We start from the raw sequence: 14,043 nt of genomic DNA, 5'->3' as shown, positions 1-14,043 counted from the left end.
GCACGCCAGTGTAGCCGGACGCCACGAGTGGCCCCGCCTACCGCGGGGGTTGGGTGGTCGGCGGCGCGATGCCGGGCAACGGGAACGGCAGCCCCGGGGCGTTCGGCGGCGTGGTGCTCGACGGTCCGAGGGTGCTCGGTGGCAAAGGTCCCGGACCGTCGGGATCGACGACCGTGGTGGGCGCGCCATCCGACGTCGGCGAGGTGGGCGAGGTCGGCGTCGACGACGTGGTGTCGCCGGGACTGGTCTCCGTCGTCGGCGTCGTGGTGGTGGTGGGCGTCTGCGTCGTCGTGGTCGGGGTGCGCGACGTGGTGGTGCGCGGCCGCTCCTGCACCTGTGTGCGGGGCACCCAGGTGTACTCGGGATCGGGCACGAACCCTGGCGGCACGACGGCCGTCTCCGGTGCGGTGGGCGTCTGCGCGGCGGGCTGGTAGGTGTTGTGCAGCCAGGACAGGACGAAGAACGCGACGATCAGCCCGGCCGTCGACGTCCGGATCCGCCCGTTGATGATGTAGCCCGGCCAGCCGCGGTCGGAACGCTTGCGGGTCAGCCAGTTCCAAAACCTCACGGCAGGTTCTCCAGCCTCTGCTGCTGTTCCTTGGACTGCGGGACGTTGGCGGGGCTCGGGATCGTGTTGACCACCGGTGACGCCTCGGCCGAGGTGACGATGCCCGCACGGATGAGCGACGCAATCACCAGTAGGCGCAGCCGGCGGCCGACCTCGAACTGCTTGCCGGGCAGCGTGCGCGCGACCATGCGCAGATTCACCGTGTCGACCTCGATGCTCTCGACGCCCATCACCTGCGGCGCGTCGAGTAGCAGCTTGCTCATGCTCTCGTCCTTCATCGCCTTCTCGCTGACGCCGTGCAGCAGCTCGTCGACCGTGGTGAGGTCGGCGCTGGTGGGCACCGGGATGTCGATGACCGCGCGTGCCCAGTCCTTCGAGAGGTTCATGGTCTTGACGATCTGGCCGTTCGGGATGGTGAACACCTCCCCCTCGGTCGACCGGAGCTTGGTGACGCGGAGCGTGACGTCCTCGACGGTGCCCTCCGCGGGGGCGGCGATGCCGGCGACGGTCAGCGCGACGAGGTCACCGAAGCCGTACTGCTTCTCGGTGATGATGAAGAAGCCCGACAGCAGGTCCTGAACGACGCGCTGGGCACCGAAGCCCAGCGCCGCGCCGAGCACTGCGGCGGGCGCGACCAGCGATCCGACCGGGACGGCCAGCACGTCGGTGACCTCGACCGCGACGACCACGAAGAGCACCGCGATCGACACCCAGGAGATGACCGACGCGACGGCCTGCCGGTGCTTGGCACTCTCGGTGCGCACCAGCTGGTCGGTCTCCTGGAAGTCCGCGTCGATGCGACGGGTGATCTTCTGGGCGGCCCAGTTGATGAAACGTGCAGCCAGCACGGCGAAGATCACCAGCATGGCGATCTTCAGCCCCCGCGTGATGATCCATTCGCCGATGCCGCCGCGCCAGAAGTCGTGCCAGCGCTGAGCGAAGGAGAACGCCAGGTACGTCGTGTTATTCGTCATCTTTCCTATTACGCCAACGGATTCCAGCTTCGATGAAACCGTCGATGTCGCCGTCGAGCACCGCGGACGGATTGCCGACTTCGTAGTCGGTACGGAGGTCCTTCACCATCTGATAGGGCTGCAGGACGTAGGAACGCATCTGGTTGCCCCAGGAACTGCCGCCGTCCCCCTTGAGGGCGTCCATCTCGGCACGCTCCTCTAAACGCTTGCGCTCCAACAACTTCGCCTGCAGAACGCGCATCGCCGAGACCTTGTTCTGCAACTGCGACTTCTCGTTCTGACAGGTGACGACGATACCCGTGGGGACGTGGGTCAAACGGACCGCCGAGTCGGTCGTGTTGACCGACTGCCCACCCGGGCCGCTCGACCGGTAGACGTCCACGCGCAGGTCGCCCTCGGGGATCTCGATGTGATCGGTCGTCTCGACGACGGGCAGTACCTCGACGTCGGCGAAGGACGTCTGCCGTCGACTCTGGTTGTCGAACGGACTGATCCGCACCAGCCGGTGCGTCCCCTGCTCCACCGAGAGGGTCCCGTACGCGAACGGCGCGTGCACCGCGAAGGTCGCGCTCTTGATGCCGGCCTCCTCGGCGTACGACGTGTCGAAGACCTCGACCCCGTAGTCGTGCTTCTCCGCCCAGCGGATGTACATCCGCATCAGCATCTCGGCCCAGTCGGCGGCATCGACGCCACCGGCTCCCGAGCGGATGGTGACGACGGCTTCGCGCTCGTCGTACTCACCCGACAGCAGCGTCCGCACCTCGAGGCCCTCGATGTCCTCGCGGAGCGAACGGAGTTCCTCGTCGGCCTCCGCGAACGCCTCGGGGCCGCCGGCTCCCTCCTCCTCCGATGCCATCTCGTAGAGCACCGGGAGATCGTCGAGGCGCTGCCGCAGAGCCTCCACGCGGCGCAGTTCGCTCTGCGCGTGGGACAGCTCGCTGGTCACCTTCTGGGCCCGGGACTGGTCGTCCCAGAGCTTCGGATCGGACGCTTCCTGCTCGAGCTTGTCGATGCGGCCGCGGAGAGCGTCGACGTCGAGCACCCGCTCCACCGTGGTGAGCGTGGTGTCGAGAGCTGCGATGTCTGTCTGGCGGTCGGGATCCACGGTGGTTCAGCGTACCGACCGACGCGTCGAAACCCCTCGCTCCTGCCCCCGGGACGCCGGATGCGGGGATAGAGTCGGCGATGCAACCAGCTCGGCGACGACGCGACAGCCCCCTTGCGCGCCGCCCGGCGCCGGGGCTACAGAAAGCTGATCAATGCGGCCGTTTCACGTGGCAATCGTCGGCTCGGGACCTTCGGGTTACTTCGCGGCGGCCTCGCTGTTGAAGTACGCGGACTCCCCCGCCGATCCCGAGGGACCCGAACGGCGCGACGTGCGCATCGACATGGTGGAGATGCTGCCCACGCCGTGGGGCCTGGTTCGCTCGGGGGTGGCGCCCGACCATCCGAAGATCAAGACGATCAGCAAGCAGTTCGAGAAGATCTCGGCCGATCCGCGGTTCCGCTTCTTCGGCAACGTCCAGATCGGCAACCACGTCACGGCCGACGAGCTGGCCGAACGCTACGACGCCGTGGTCTACGCGATCGGCGCGCAGGCCGACCGTGCGCTGGGGATTCCCGGGGAGGAGCTGACCGGCAGCGTCGCCGCGGTCGACTTCGTGGGCTGGTACAACGCACATCCGCACTTCGGCGAGATGCTGCCCGACGTGTCGTCCGGCCGGGCGGTGGTCATCGGGAACGGCAACGTCGCGCTCGACGTCGCCCGCATCCTGGTGAGCGATCCCGACCTGCTCGCCGCCACCGACATCGCCGACCACGCGCTCGACTCGCTGCACTCCAAGGGCATCGAGGAGGTGGTCGTGGTCGGTCGGCGTGGACCGCTGCAGGCGCCGTTCACCACGCTGGAGTTGCGTGAACTCGGCGACCTCGAGGCCATGGCGGACGTGGACGTCGTGGTCGATCCCGCGGACGTCGCCGACATCACCGACGAGGAGATCGAGGCCGCGGGCAAGACCGTCCGGCAGAACGTGAAGGTGCTGCGCGGATACGCCGAGCGCGGCCCACGCGGCGCCACGCGACGGATCGTGTTCCGCTTCCGGACGTCGCCGATCGAGATCAAGGGCGACGGACGGGTCGAATCCATCGTCCTGGGCCGCAACGAACTGGTCGACGACGGCGGGCGCGTCGTGGCGAAGGACAGCGGCGAACGCGAGGAGTTGCCGGCCCAGTTGGTGGTCCGCGCGGTCGGTTATCGCGGCGTCGCGACGCCCGGGGTGCCGTTCGACGAGCGGTCGGGCACCATCCCGCACACCGACGGCCGCGTCGAGGGCACCCGCAACGCCTACGTCGTGGGGTGGATCAAGCGCGGCCCGTCGGGGGTCATCGGCAGCAACAAGCGGGATTCGCAGGACACGGTCGACACGCTGATCGCCGACCTGCACTCACGGGAGCTGGCCGACCTCGGGGCGGACCACGACCGGAAGATCGCCGAGTGGCTCCTCGAGCGACAGCCGCACGTCGTGACCGGCGACCACTGGAAACTGATCGACGACCACGAGCGGATGGCGGGCGAACAACTCGGGAGGCCGCGGGTCAAGCTGACCAGCCTCGCCGAGCTGTTGCGCATCGGGCACGGCTGATCGCGTCGGCGCCTAGCCGCGCGCCGGTGGCGTCACCTTGTCGGCCTCGATGGTGACGATGATGCGGGTCTCGTCGGGATTGCCGCTGAAGTTCGGATACGGCGTGCCCAGGTACTTCTGCGAGATCTCGTCGATGCTCTCCCTGCCACCTTCCGAGGTCATCGAGACGACCCGCCCGCGGACCGCGTAGAAGCGGTAGACGTTCGCGGGGTCGACCACGTTGACGGCGACGCGCGGGTCGCGCTCGAGGTTCTTCTGCTTCTGCATGCCGCCGACGATGTTGAGGACGACGTTCTCACCGTCGGTGGTCACCCACGTCTCGGTGAGCTGGGGTGAGCCGTCGGGCATCAGGGTGGCGACGAAGCACGGGCTGGGCTTGCGGAGGAGGTCGACGAGACCTTCGGGAAGCGGAGCGGGCATCGTTCGGTCATACCCGTTGTCGGTGCGAGTCAGTACAATCGAACACATGTTCGACGTGCTGGACTTCCACCCCGCCTCGGTGGACGAGGCCGGCCTCATCGAGCACATCGAAGCCCTCGAGAAGTTCAAGTGCACCGCCGCCGCCGCCCAAGCCCGAGCCACCGCCGCCCTCGACGGGATGCGCCGCGCCGCCGAGGCCGAGCGCGGCGTCCCGGCGTCCAAGCGGGGCAAGGGCCTGGCCTCAGAAGTCGCGTTGGCCCGCCACGACTCCCCCACCATGGGCGGCCGGCACCTCGGCTTCGCCCGCGCCCTGGTCCACGAAATGCCGTGCACATTGGCAGCGCTCGAGCAGGGGGTCCTCTCCGAATGGCGGGCCACCCTCATCGTCCGCGAATCCGCCTGCCTGGACGTCGAGGACCGCAGGGCGCTGGACGCCGAACTCTGCGGCGACCTCACCGCGCTGGCCGGCAAGGGCGACAAGCGGATCGCCGCCGACGCCAAGAAGATCGCCTACCGCCTCGACCCGCACGCCGTCGTCGACCGCGCCACCAAAGCCCCCGGCGAACGCGGATTCTGGCTCCGGCCCGCCGCCGACGGCATGGTCTGGGCCACCGCCCTGCTCCCCCTCACCCAGGGCGTCTCGGTCTACGCGTCGTTGAAGCGCGAAGCCGACGTCTGCGGCGACGGCCGAGGACGTGGCCAGGTCATGGCCGACACCCTCGTCGAACGGGTCACCGGCCGACCCGCCGACGTCCCCATCCCCATCACCGTGGACCTGGTCATCACCGACGAAACCCTGCTCGGTGGCGATACCGAACCCGCGCGGATCCCCGGCCACGGACCCATCCCGGCCGCCGTCGCCCGCCACCTCATCACCGACGCCGTCGCCGACCCCCGCTCTGAAGCGACGCTGCGGCGGCTCTACCGCCACCCCCGTAGCGGAGCGTTGGTCGCCATGGAGTCCCGGGCGCGGCTGTTCCCCGCCGGGCTGGCGCGGTTCATCGAGTTGCGCGACGACACCTGCCGCACCCCGTACTGCAACGCCCCCATCCGCCACCACGACCACATCATCCCGGCCGCCCGCGGCGGGCCCACCACCGCCGACAACGGCCAAGGGCTGTGCGAGGCGTGCAACTACGCCAAGGAAGCACCCGGCTGGCACACCACGACCACCGTCGAGAACGGCTGCCCCACAACCGAACTCACCACCCCCACCGGCGCCACCCACTGCTCCCAGGCACCACCACCACCCGGCCGCCCCACCATCACCGTCCGCTACCTGGACATCGCCAGATTCCGCATCGCCACCCGACGCGCCGCCTAGGTGTATGGCGACGGCGGCGGTGGTGGCGGTGGTTCGAGGGGTTCGGGCTGTTCGGGCGGCGCGAAGTTCCATTTGTCGGGGTTCTTCGGCGAGTACACGATCGGGATCAGCTGGCCCATCGTCGGCCAGTTGTTCACGTCGACCGCCATGCGTTGGTAGACGACGTGCTCGTTGACCGTCGGTCCGTTGATCACGCCGGTGATGGTGACGAAGTGCTCGCCGACGTCCTCGTTGGGGCGCGGGCTCAGCCCCGTGACCAGCAGCGTGCCGTGCACACCGCCGCCACCGCGTCCACCGCCGCGCGCGCCCCCGCCGCCACCCATGGCACCGCCGGGTCCGCGATTGCGCAGTCGAGGCACGATGATCATGGCGAGCACGCCGAGGATCACCACTATCGCGAGGAATTCCAGCACACCGCCATGGTAGGACTGCTTGCCATGAGCACGGTTGCGGATGACTACTCGGACGATCTCACCCTCGCAATGCACCTCGCCGACGCGGCCGACGCGCTGACGCTCGACCGCTTCGGCGCTCTGGATCTGCGCATCGAGACCAAGCCCGACCTGACGCCGGTCACCGACGCCGACCGCGGCGCGGAGGAGGCGCTGCGCGAGCTGATCAGCCAGCACCGTCCCGGCGACGCGCTCCTCGGCGAGGAGTACGGCGGCACACCGGTTTTCGAGGGTCGCCAGTGGGTGCTCGATCCGATCGACGGAACCAAGAACTTCGTCCGCGGGGTACCCGTGTGGTCGACGCTGATCGCCCTGCTGCAGGACGGCGTCCCGACGGTCGGCGTGGTCAGCGCACCCGCACTCGCCCGGCGCTGGTGGGCCGCCGACGGCGCGGGCGCGTTCTCGTCGTTCCGGGGCGAGACACGACCCATCTCGGTCTCGGCGGTCGCCGACGTCGAGTCGGCCAGCCTGTCCTACTCCGACCTGATCGGATGGGAGGGACGCCGCTCGCGCTTCCTCGACCTGACCGACGAAGTGTGGCGGGTCCGCGGGTACGGCGACTTCTGGTCGTACTGCCTGCTCGCCGAGGGCGCCGTCGACGTGGTCGCCGAGCCCGAGGTGAAGCTGTGGGACCTTGCGGCGATCGACGTGCTGGTGCGAGAGGCCGGCGGGACGTTCACCAACCTCGACGGGGCGCCCGGGCCGCACGGTGGAAGTGCCGTCGCCAGCAACGGATTGCTGCACGACGCCGTGCTGGAGAGGCTGCGCGACCGCTGACGTCCCTGTGACGCGGCTAACACGCACCGCCTATCTTACTCTGGAGTAAGATACGGTCAGATTGCACTGCCCCAACGACGCGAGGCTGCGACATGACCAAACCTTCTCCGTCCAACCCGTCTGCACAGTCGGCTGGAACCAAGCAACGCCCCAAGCGCGCAGGACACGAGAGCGCCGTGGGCCTGCAACGACCCAAGCGCACCGCGACGTCCGTGGGACTCGCACTCGTCACGCCGCTGGTCGGCCAGGAGTTCCTGGACCGCCACGGACTGCGCAAGCCCCTCAACAGCGGCCTGCGCTACGGCGTCAAGACCGCGTTCTCGGCGATCGGCGCATCGACCCGCCAGTTCAATCAGATCAAGTCCGGCGGCAAGGCCCCGACGCGGCTCAAGCCCAGCGGCGCCGACTACTTCGACCTGACCCCCGACGACGACCAGAAGATGATCGTCCAGACCGTCGAGGAGTTCGCCGAGGAGATCCTGCGCCCGGCGGCGCACGACGCCGACGCGGCCATCGCCTACCCGCCCGATCTGATCGCCAAGGCCACCGAACTCGGCATCACCGCCATCCACGTGCCGGAGGACTTCGACGGCATCGCCGAGAACCGCAGCACGATCACCAACGCCCTGGTGGCGGAGGCACTCGCCTACGGCGACATGGGTCTTGCCCTGCCGATCCTGGCCCCCGCGGGTGTCGCGTCGGCGTTGACGCACTGGGGCAGCGCCGACCAGCAAGCCACTTATCTCGCCGACTTCGCCGGTGAGAACGTGCCGCAGGCGTGCGTCGTCGTCTCCGAACCGCACGCCCTGTTCGACCCCACCAACCTCAAGACCACCGCGGTGCGGACCCCGGGCGGCTACCGCCTGACCGGCGTCAAGTCGCTTGTGCCCGCGGCCGCCGACGCCGAATTGTTCGTCGTCGCCGCGCAACTCAACGGCAAGCCCGCACTGTTCATCGTCGAGTCCAGCTCCGAGGGCCTGACCGTCACGCCGGACCCCAGCATGGGTCTGCGCGCGGCGGCGCTCGGCCGCATCGAACTCAAGGACGTCGCCGTGCCGCTGCACAACCGGCTCGGCGAGGACGAGGCCACCGAGTCCGACTACTCGGAGGCCATCGCACTGTCCCGATTGGGTTGGGCCGCACTGGCGGTCGGCACGTCGCACGCGGTCCTGGACTACGTGGTGCCCTACGTGAAGGAGCGCGAGGCGTTCGGCGAGCCCATCGCCCGCAGGCAAGCCGTCGCCTTCACCTGCGCCAACATCGCCATCGAACTCGACGGCCTGCGCCTGATCACCTGGCGCGGCGCCTCGCGCGCCGAGCAGGGTCTGTCGTTCGCGCGGGAGGCCGCGCTGGCCAAGCGGATCGGCACCGACAAGGGCATGCAGATCGGCCTCGACGGCGTCCAGCTGCTGGGTGGCCACGGCTTCACCAAGGAGCACCCGGTCGAGCGCTGGTACCGGGACCTTCGAGCCATCGGCGTCGCCGAGGGCGTCGTCGTCCTCTAGGTCGTCTCCAAGTCCACTCACCGGCCGAACTCATAAACCAGGAACGGAACCCGTCATGGCAATCAATCTCGAAATGCCGAAGAAGCTGCAGGCCGTCATCGACATGGCCCACGAGGGCGCCGCCGAGATGCTGCGACCCATCTCGCGCAAGTACGACCAGACCGAGCACGCATACCCGATCGAACTCGACACCCTCGCCGAACTCTTCCAGGGCATGACCGACGCGAACACGATCTCGTTCGCGGGCGCAGACGCCTTCCGCGGGCTCGAGGGCCCCAAGGAGAACGTCAACGGCGCCAACATGTCCGCACTCGTCAACGCGCTCGAGATCAGCTGGGGCGACGTCGCCCTGCTGCTGTCGGTGCCGTTCCAGGGCCTGGGCAACGCCGCGATCTCCGGTGTGGCCACCGACGAGCAGCTCGCCCGGCTCGGCAAGGTGTGGGCCGCGATGGCGATCACCGAGCCGGGCTTCGGCTCCGACTCGGCCGCCGTGTCGACCACCGCCAAGCTCGACGGCGACGAGTACGTGATCAACGGCGAGAAGATCTACGTCACCGCCGGGTCGCGTGCCACGCACATCGTGGTGTGGGCGACGCTCGACAAGTCGGTCGGCCGCGCGGCGATCAAGTCGTTCATCGTGCCGCGCGAACATCCGGGCGTCACCGTCGAGCGGCTCGAGCACAAGCTCGGCATCAAGGCCTCCGACACCGCTGCCATCCGCTTCGACAACGCGCGCATCCCCAAGGAGAACCTGCTGGGGAGCCCGGAGATCAACGTGGACAAGGGTTTCGGCGGCGTCATGGAGACGTTCGACAACACCCGGCCCATCGTCGCCGCGATGGCCGTCGGCATCGCCCGGGCATCGCTCGAGGAACTGCGCAAGATCCTCACCGAGGCCGGCGTCGAGATCTCCTACGACAAGCCCGCCCACGCGCAGAGCGCCGCCGCCGCGGAGTTCATCCGCATGGAGGCCGACTGGGAGTCCGGTTACCTGCTGACGCTGCGGTCGGCGTGGCAGGCCGACAACAAGATCCCGAACTCCAAGGAGGCGTCGATGGGCAAGGCCAAGGCCGCCCGCGTCGCCAGCGACGTCACGCTGAAGACCGTGGAACTCGCCGGCACGGCCGGGTACTCGGAGGAGGCCCTGCTCGAGAAGTGGGCGCGCGATTCGAAGATCCTCGACATCTTCGAGGGCACCCAGCAGATCCAGCAGCTCGTCGTCGCCCGTCGCCTGCTCGGCCTGTCCTCGGCTGAACTGAAGTAGCTCGATGCCATGGGCCGACGCGCTAGCGTCGGTCCATGGACTCCTTCAACGCACTCGTCGCCCGCCAGGACGGCGACCGGATCACCACGTCGGTCGAGACCCTGAGCGAGTCGGACCTCCCGCCCGGTGACGTCACGATCCAGGTGGCGTACTCCAGCGTCAACTTCAAGGACGCCCTCGCGGTGACGCCCAGGGGCGGCGTCGTGCGCGACTACCCGATCGTCCCCGGCATCGATCTGGCCGGCGAGGTCGTCGAGTCGCGGTCCCCCGACTTCAACGTCGGCGACCTGGTGCTGGCGCACGGCTACGACATCGGCACCGGCAAGCACGGTGGTTACGCCGAGTACGCCCGCCTCCCCGCCGACCAGCTGGTGCCGCTCGGCGACCTGAGTGCCGCCGACGCCATGGCCATCGGCACCGCGGGCTTCACGGCCGCGCTCAGCGTCCAGGCACTCATCGACAGGGGCATCACACCGGACGACGGCCAGATCGTCGTCACGGGCGCCACGGGCGGTGTCGGCTCGGTGTCGGTGGACCTGCTCGCGGCGGCGGGCTACACCGTCGTCGCATCGACCGGCAAGGCCGAGGCAGCAGACCACCTCCGGGCGCTCGGCGCGGCCGACGTCATCGGCCGGCTCCCCGAGGACCCCGACGCCAAGCCGCGCCCGCTCGGCAAGACGAAGTGGGCGGGTGCGGTCGACTGCGTCGGAAGCGCGACGCTGGCGGACGTACTCAGCACGGTCGCGTACGGCGGTGCGGTGGCCGCCAGCGGTCTCACCGGTGGAGTCGCACTCAACACGACGGTGATGCCGTTCATCCTGCGCAACGTGGCGCTGCTGGGAATCGACTCGGTGCTGCTGCCGATCGCGGCCCGCCGGGAGATGTGGCGCCGGCTGGGCTCGGAGCTGCGGCCCCGGCACCTGGAAAACGTAACGCACCCCGTCGATGTCAAGGACGTGGTGTCCGTGATCGACGAGGTGCGTGACGGTAAGTATTCGGGTCGAGCAGTGGTGCGGGTGACGGGCGGCTTCTGAGCCGCCCGTCACCTCACCGGTGAAACTCGATCAGCCGAGCAGAACGCGCTGCATGTCGGGCTTCATCTGCTGCAGCTGCTGGCCCCAGTAGGACCAGGTGTGCGTGCCGGCGTCCGGGAAGTTGAACACGCCGTTCTTGCCACCAGCGGCGATGTAGTTCTCCTGGAACGTCCGGTTGGTGCGGATGGTCAGGCCCTCGAGGAACTTGGCGGGCAGGTCCGCGCCACCGAGCTCGTTGGGCTGGCCGTTACCGCAGTAGATCCAGATCCGGGTGCCGTTGGCGACCAGCTGGCCCATGTTGACCATCGGGTCGTTGCGCTTCCAACCGCTGTTCGGGTCTTCCGTCTTGCCCCACATGTCCTCGGACTTGAAGCCGCCCGCGTCACCCATGGAGATGTTGATCAGGAAGGGCCACCAGCCCTCGGAGGGGTTCAGGAACCCGGACATCGAGCTGGCGTAGACGAACTGCTGCGGGTGGTAGATCGACAGGGTCAGCGCTGCGGAACCGGCCATCGACAGACCGACCGCGGCACCACCGGTGGACCGGACCTCCTTGTTGGCGGCCAGGTACGCGGGGAGTTCCTGGGTCAGGAAGGTCTCCCACTTGTAGGTGACCGGCGGGCCGGCCTTGTTGCGTGCCGGGGCGTACCAGTCGGCGTAGAAGCTCGACTGGCCACCGACGGGCATGACCATCGAGATGCCGGAGTCGTTGTACCACTCGAAGGCCTGGGTCTCGATGTCCCAGCCATTGAAGTCGTCACGCGCGCGGAGCCCGTCCAGCATGTAGACGGCGGGCGAGTTGGGTCCACCACTCTGGAACTGGACCTTGATGTCGCGGCCCATACCGGCCGACGGCACCATCAGATACTCGACAGGCAGACCGGGACGCGAGAACGCCCCCGCGGTCGCGCTGCTACCCGTCAGGCCGACCAGACCTGGCAGCACCATTGCCGCCATGGCCGACACAAACAAGCGGCGAGCCCATCGGCCGCCAATTCTGTCAACGAACATCAAATAATTTCCATTCAGTTCCTGGTTACGACGTAACCCTTTACTCTGCGATCCGTTGACCGCACCAGCACCGCGGCGGCACCTGACCCCGCGATATGCCCACCCGACGAACCCCCGGTTGGTCGGGCAGACCTCGAGCATGCAGTTGTGTCCATGGCAGTAAAACATGTGGCGCGTACTACTAGAAAGTCCAACGCGGGTGACGAACACGTCAGATCGGCATCATTTCGGCGACACCGACCGCCCGTAGGCTGCCGTTCATGGCCACTTCGCGCAGCGGCGCCGGCGACGCGCCGACGATACGCCTGGGGGTCGACGACTGGCTCCGCGCGGGCTACGCGATCCTCGCTGAGCAGGGCATCAAGGCACTCAAGGTCGACACCCTGTGCGCCCGCCTCGGTGTCACCAAGGGCAGCTTCTACTGGCACTTCGACGGCATGCCGAGTTATCGCGCGGCGCTGATCGGGGCCTGGGGCGCGCTGCGCGACGAAGACCGGCGTGACTTCGACGACACGACGGGCGTGGCGCCTCGAGAGCAACTGTCGAACATGATGGCAGCGCTGCTGAACCCCCGGCACTGGACGCTGGAGCGCGCCATGCGCGAATGGGCCCGATCGGACGAGACGGTGGCCGCCAGCGTGCGCGAGGCCGATCGACGCGTGCTGCGTGCCGTCCGCCGGGCCTACGTCGAGTACGGCTTCGATGCCGACGAGGCCGATCTGCGCGCCAACGCGACGTTCGCGGCGGGCATCGGCTTCCTCCACCTGTCCGGCCCGGTTCCCGCCGGTCAGGATGCCGCTCGCGTCGGCCGCTTCCTGGATCTGATGCTCGCCCGCTGACTCCATACTAAAAAGTATGTAAGCTTTCGGGCATGAGCAGCGTCATCACCGATGAGTTCGTCGACCGCCTCGCCGACCGTGCGCGGCACGCCGAGGACCTTCGGCACCTGCCCGACGCCACCGTCGCGGACCTGGGGGCGACGGGGTTCACCGAACTCCTGGTGCCGAAGCGCTTCGGCGGCGAGCAGGCCGCCTTCCCCGAGTTGCTCGACCCCGTCCGCCGCATGGCGCACGGATGCACCTCGAGCGCGTGGACCATCGGCTTCTACGCACTGCACAACTGGATGCTCGCGCTGTTCGGCGAACGGGCCCAGGAGGAGGCGTTCGGGACCCGGCCGTTCCTCGCCCCGGCCCCGCTGGCACCGACCGGCCGCGGCCTGCCCGCCGACGGCGGCATCCGCCTGACGGGACGGTGGTCGTGGGCCACCGGCGTGACGCACGGCAACTGGCTGATCGTCGGCGCGCTGTGCGGGCCCGACGACGCCTTATGGCCAGCCCTGGTGCTCCTGCCGGCTTCCGAGGCGGTGATCGACGACGTCTGGCACACCGACGGCATGCGTGCCACGGGATCCCACGACGTGTCCGTCACCGACGCCTTCGTGCCCGAGTACCGACTGGTGAAGGTCGCCGACATCTACGGCGGCACCGCACCCGGCGCCGGACTGCACGACTCCCCCACCTACCGCTGGCCGATGGTGCCCGCACTGGCGCTGCTCGCCGCCATGCCCGCACTCGGCAGCGCCGAGCGGGTCACCGAGCTGTACGCCGAGCGGGTGGCCCAGCGCGTCCTGGCCTACGGGGGCCGGATGCAGAAGGACAAGCCGATCGCCCAGGCCCGGCTCGCCGAGGCGCGGGTGCGGCTGCGCGCACTGCAGGGCCTGCTCGACGCGACGGTCGGCGAGATCGAGACCATCGTCGCCACGGGCGACGCCGTGTCCCGCCAGGTGCGCGGTGACGCCCGCCTGGCCGCCGCACACATCGTCCACGAGTCCCGCGCGGTGATCGCGATGCTCTTCGAGGCGTCGGGGGCGAGCGTGCACTTCCTCGACAGCCCGCTGCAGCGGTTCAAGCGCGACGTCGACGTGCTCTCGGGACACGTGGTGTTCGACTACGACACCAGCCGGGAGTTGGCGGGCGCGTTGACGCTCGGCATGAAGATCCCCCGGACCTCGATGGTGTGACGGCCTGCGGCAGGGCGAATCGTTGACAGCCGTCAAGAAGTGAAACTAATGT

The 14,043-nt window shown here is 68.8% G+C and carries 14 protein-coding genes; 8 read left to right on the top strand and 6 right to left on the bottom strand.

The genetic code is table 11. The features are described from left to right. Positions 1-37: 37 nt before the first annotated feature. Genes AC1MEY_RS03230 through prfB form a run of 3 tightly spaced genes read right to left on the bottom strand, consistent with a single transcriptional unit; the run spans position 38 to position 2,647 of the window. On the bottom strand, positions 38-568 hold the full coding sequence (locus AC1MEY_RS03230; protein WP_480229297.1) for an Rv3103c family proline-rich protein: 531 nt from the start codon (positions 566-568) through the stop codon (positions 38-40). Continuing rightward, positions 565-1,542 carry a mechanosensitive ion channel family protein gene (locus tag AC1MEY_RS03225; protein WP_480229296.1) on the bottom strand — a complete coding sequence of 326 codons (978 nt, stop codon included), beginning with the start codon at positions 1,540-1,542 and terminating at the stop codon, positions 565-567. The genes AC1MEY_RS03230 and AC1MEY_RS03225 overlap by 4 nt, the downstream gene beginning before the upstream one ends. Beyond that, positions 1,532-2,647: a peptide chain release factor 2 gene (prfB, locus tag AC1MEY_RS03220; RefSeq protein ID WP_480229295.1), complete on the bottom strand. Its 1,116-nt coding sequence runs from the start codon at positions 2,645-2,647 to the stop codon at positions 1,532-1,534. Before prfB ends, AC1MEY_RS03225 begins: the two co-directional genes overlap by 11 nt. A gap of 154 nt (positions 2,648-2,801) precedes the next feature. Here prfB and AC1MEY_RS03215 point away from each other — a divergent pair, with 154 nt between their 5' ends. Then, positions 2,802-4,184 (top strand): FAD-dependent oxidoreductase, encoded by a 1,383-nt coding sequence (locus tag AC1MEY_RS03215; RefSeq protein WP_480229294.1) that lies wholly within the window; start codon positions 2,802-2,804, stop codon positions 4,182-4,184. Between the two features lie 12 nt (positions 4,185-4,196). Here AC1MEY_RS03215 and AC1MEY_RS03210 read toward each other — a convergent pair whose 3' ends face one another. Next, positions 4,197-4,604 (bottom strand): PPOX class F420-dependent oxidoreductase, encoded by a 408-nt coding sequence (locus tag AC1MEY_RS03210; protein ID WP_480229293.1) that lies wholly within the window; start codon positions 4,602-4,604, stop codon positions 4,197-4,199. A 46-nt stretch (positions 4,605-4,650) separates the two neighbouring features. Between AC1MEY_RS03210 and AC1MEY_RS03205 the strand changes: the two genes are divergently transcribed. Further along, complete coding sequence (locus AC1MEY_RS03205) at positions 4,651-5,928, top strand: HNH endonuclease (protein WP_480229292.1); 1,278 nt, start codon at positions 4,651-4,653, stop codon at positions 5,926-5,928. On the opposite strand, the gene AC1MEY_RS03200 is transcribed toward AC1MEY_RS03205, so the two are convergent. Beyond that, positions 5,925-6,296, bottom strand: coding sequence for a hypothetical protein (locus AC1MEY_RS03200; RefSeq protein WP_480231278.1), 372 nt, complete (start codon positions 6,294-6,296; stop codon positions 5,925-5,927). The two genes, AC1MEY_RS03205 and AC1MEY_RS03200, sit on opposite strands and share 4 nt — an antisense overlap. Positions 6,297-6,365: 69 nt before the next feature. Between AC1MEY_RS03200 and hisN the strand changes: the two genes are divergently transcribed. The 4 genes from hisN to AC1MEY_RS03180 all read left to right on the top strand — a co-directional run bounded on the left by hisN (position 6,366) and on the right by AC1MEY_RS03180 (position 10,960). Beyond that, complete coding sequence (hisN, locus tag AC1MEY_RS03195; protein WP_480229291.1) at positions 6,366-7,157, top strand: histidinol-phosphatase; 792 nt, start codon at positions 6,366-6,368, stop codon at positions 7,155-7,157. A gap of 92 nt (positions 7,158-7,249) precedes the next feature. Continuing rightward, complete coding sequence (locus tag AC1MEY_RS03190; protein WP_480229290.1) at positions 7,250-8,662, top strand: acyl-CoA dehydrogenase family protein; 1,413 nt, start codon at positions 7,250-7,252, stop codon at positions 8,660-8,662. A gap of 55 nt (positions 8,663-8,717) precedes the next feature. Next, complete coding sequence (locus AC1MEY_RS03185) at positions 8,718-9,926, top strand: acyl-CoA dehydrogenase family protein (RefSeq protein ID WP_480229289.1); 1,209 nt, start codon at positions 8,718-8,720, stop codon at positions 9,924-9,926. 35 nt (positions 9,927-9,961) lie between these two features. After that, a complete protein-coding gene (locus AC1MEY_RS03180) occupies positions 9,962-10,960 on the top strand; it encodes an oxidoreductase (protein ID WP_480229288.1) in 999 nt (332 codons plus the stop codon). 30 nt (positions 10,961-10,990) lie between these two features. Here AC1MEY_RS03180 and AC1MEY_RS03175 read toward each other — a convergent pair whose 3' ends face one another. After that, the gene (locus AC1MEY_RS03175; RefSeq protein ID WP_480229287.1) at positions 10,991-11,974 is read right to left on the bottom strand and encodes an esterase family protein; all 984 of its coding nucleotides are present in this window, start codon (positions 11,972-11,974) and stop codon (positions 10,991-10,993) included. Between the two features lie 257 nt (positions 11,975-12,231). Between AC1MEY_RS03175 and AC1MEY_RS03170 the strand changes: the two genes are divergently transcribed. Next, on the top strand, positions 12,232-12,810 hold the full coding sequence (locus AC1MEY_RS03170) for a TetR/AcrR family transcriptional regulator (protein WP_480229286.1): 579 nt from the start codon (positions 12,232-12,234) through the stop codon (positions 12,808-12,810). A 32-nt stretch (positions 12,811-12,842) separates the two neighbouring features. Next, positions 12,843-13,991: an acyl-CoA dehydrogenase family protein gene (locus AC1MEY_RS03165; RefSeq protein WP_480229285.1), complete on the top strand. Its 1,149-nt coding sequence runs from the start codon at positions 12,843-12,845 to the stop codon at positions 13,989-13,991. Positions 13,992-14,043: the final 52 nt, after the last annotated feature.

This window comes from Mycobacterium sp. PTI7, assembly GCF_056679845.1.
This window is presented reverse-complemented; position numbering and strand designations above follow the sequence as displayed.

What these genes read in the sequence shown, in the direction of transcription:
- AC1MEY_RS03165 (WP_480229285.1), top strand. Translation starts at nt 12,843, where the DNA reads ATGAGCAGCGTCATCACCGATGAGTTCGTCGACCGCCTCGCCGACCGT.
- AC1MEY_RS03170 (WP_480229286.1), top strand. Translation starts at nt 12,232, where the DNA reads ATGGCCACTTCGCGCAGCGGCGCCGGCGACGCGCCGACGATACGCCTG.
- AC1MEY_RS03225 (WP_480229296.1), bottom strand. Translation starts at nt 1,542, where the DNA reads ATGACGAATAACACGACGTACCTGGCGTTCTCCTTCGCTCAGCGCTGG.
- AC1MEY_RS03180 (WP_480229288.1), top strand. Translation starts at nt 9,962, where the DNA reads ATGGACTCCTTCAACGCACTCGTCGCCCGCCAGGACGGCGACCGGATC.
- hisN (WP_480229291.1), top strand. Translation starts at nt 6,366, where the DNA reads ATGAGCACGGTTGCGGATGACTACTCGGACGATCTCACCCTCGCAATG.
- AC1MEY_RS03185 (WP_480229289.1), top strand. Translation starts at nt 8,718, where the DNA reads ATGGCAATCAATCTCGAAATGCCGAAGAAGCTGCAGGCCGTCATCGAC.
- AC1MEY_RS03190 (WP_480229290.1), top strand. Translation starts at nt 7,250, where the DNA reads ATGACCAAACCTTCTCCGTCCAACCCGTCTGCACAGTCGGCTGGAACC.
- AC1MEY_RS03200 (WP_480231278.1), bottom strand. Translation starts at nt 6,296, where the DNA reads ATGATCATCGTGCCTCGACTGCGCAATCGCGGACCCGGCGGTGCCATG.
- AC1MEY_RS03205 (WP_480229292.1), top strand. Translation starts at nt 4,651, where the DNA reads ATGTTCGACGTGCTGGACTTCCACCCCGCCTCGGTGGACGAGGCCGGC.
- AC1MEY_RS03210 (WP_480229293.1), bottom strand. Translation starts at nt 4,604, where the DNA reads ATGCCCGCTCCGCTTCCCGAAGGTCTCGTCGACCTCCTCCGCAAGCCC.
- AC1MEY_RS03215 (WP_480229294.1), top strand. Translation starts at nt 2,802, where the DNA reads ATGCGGCCGTTTCACGTGGCAATCGTCGGCTCGGGACCTTCGGGTTAC.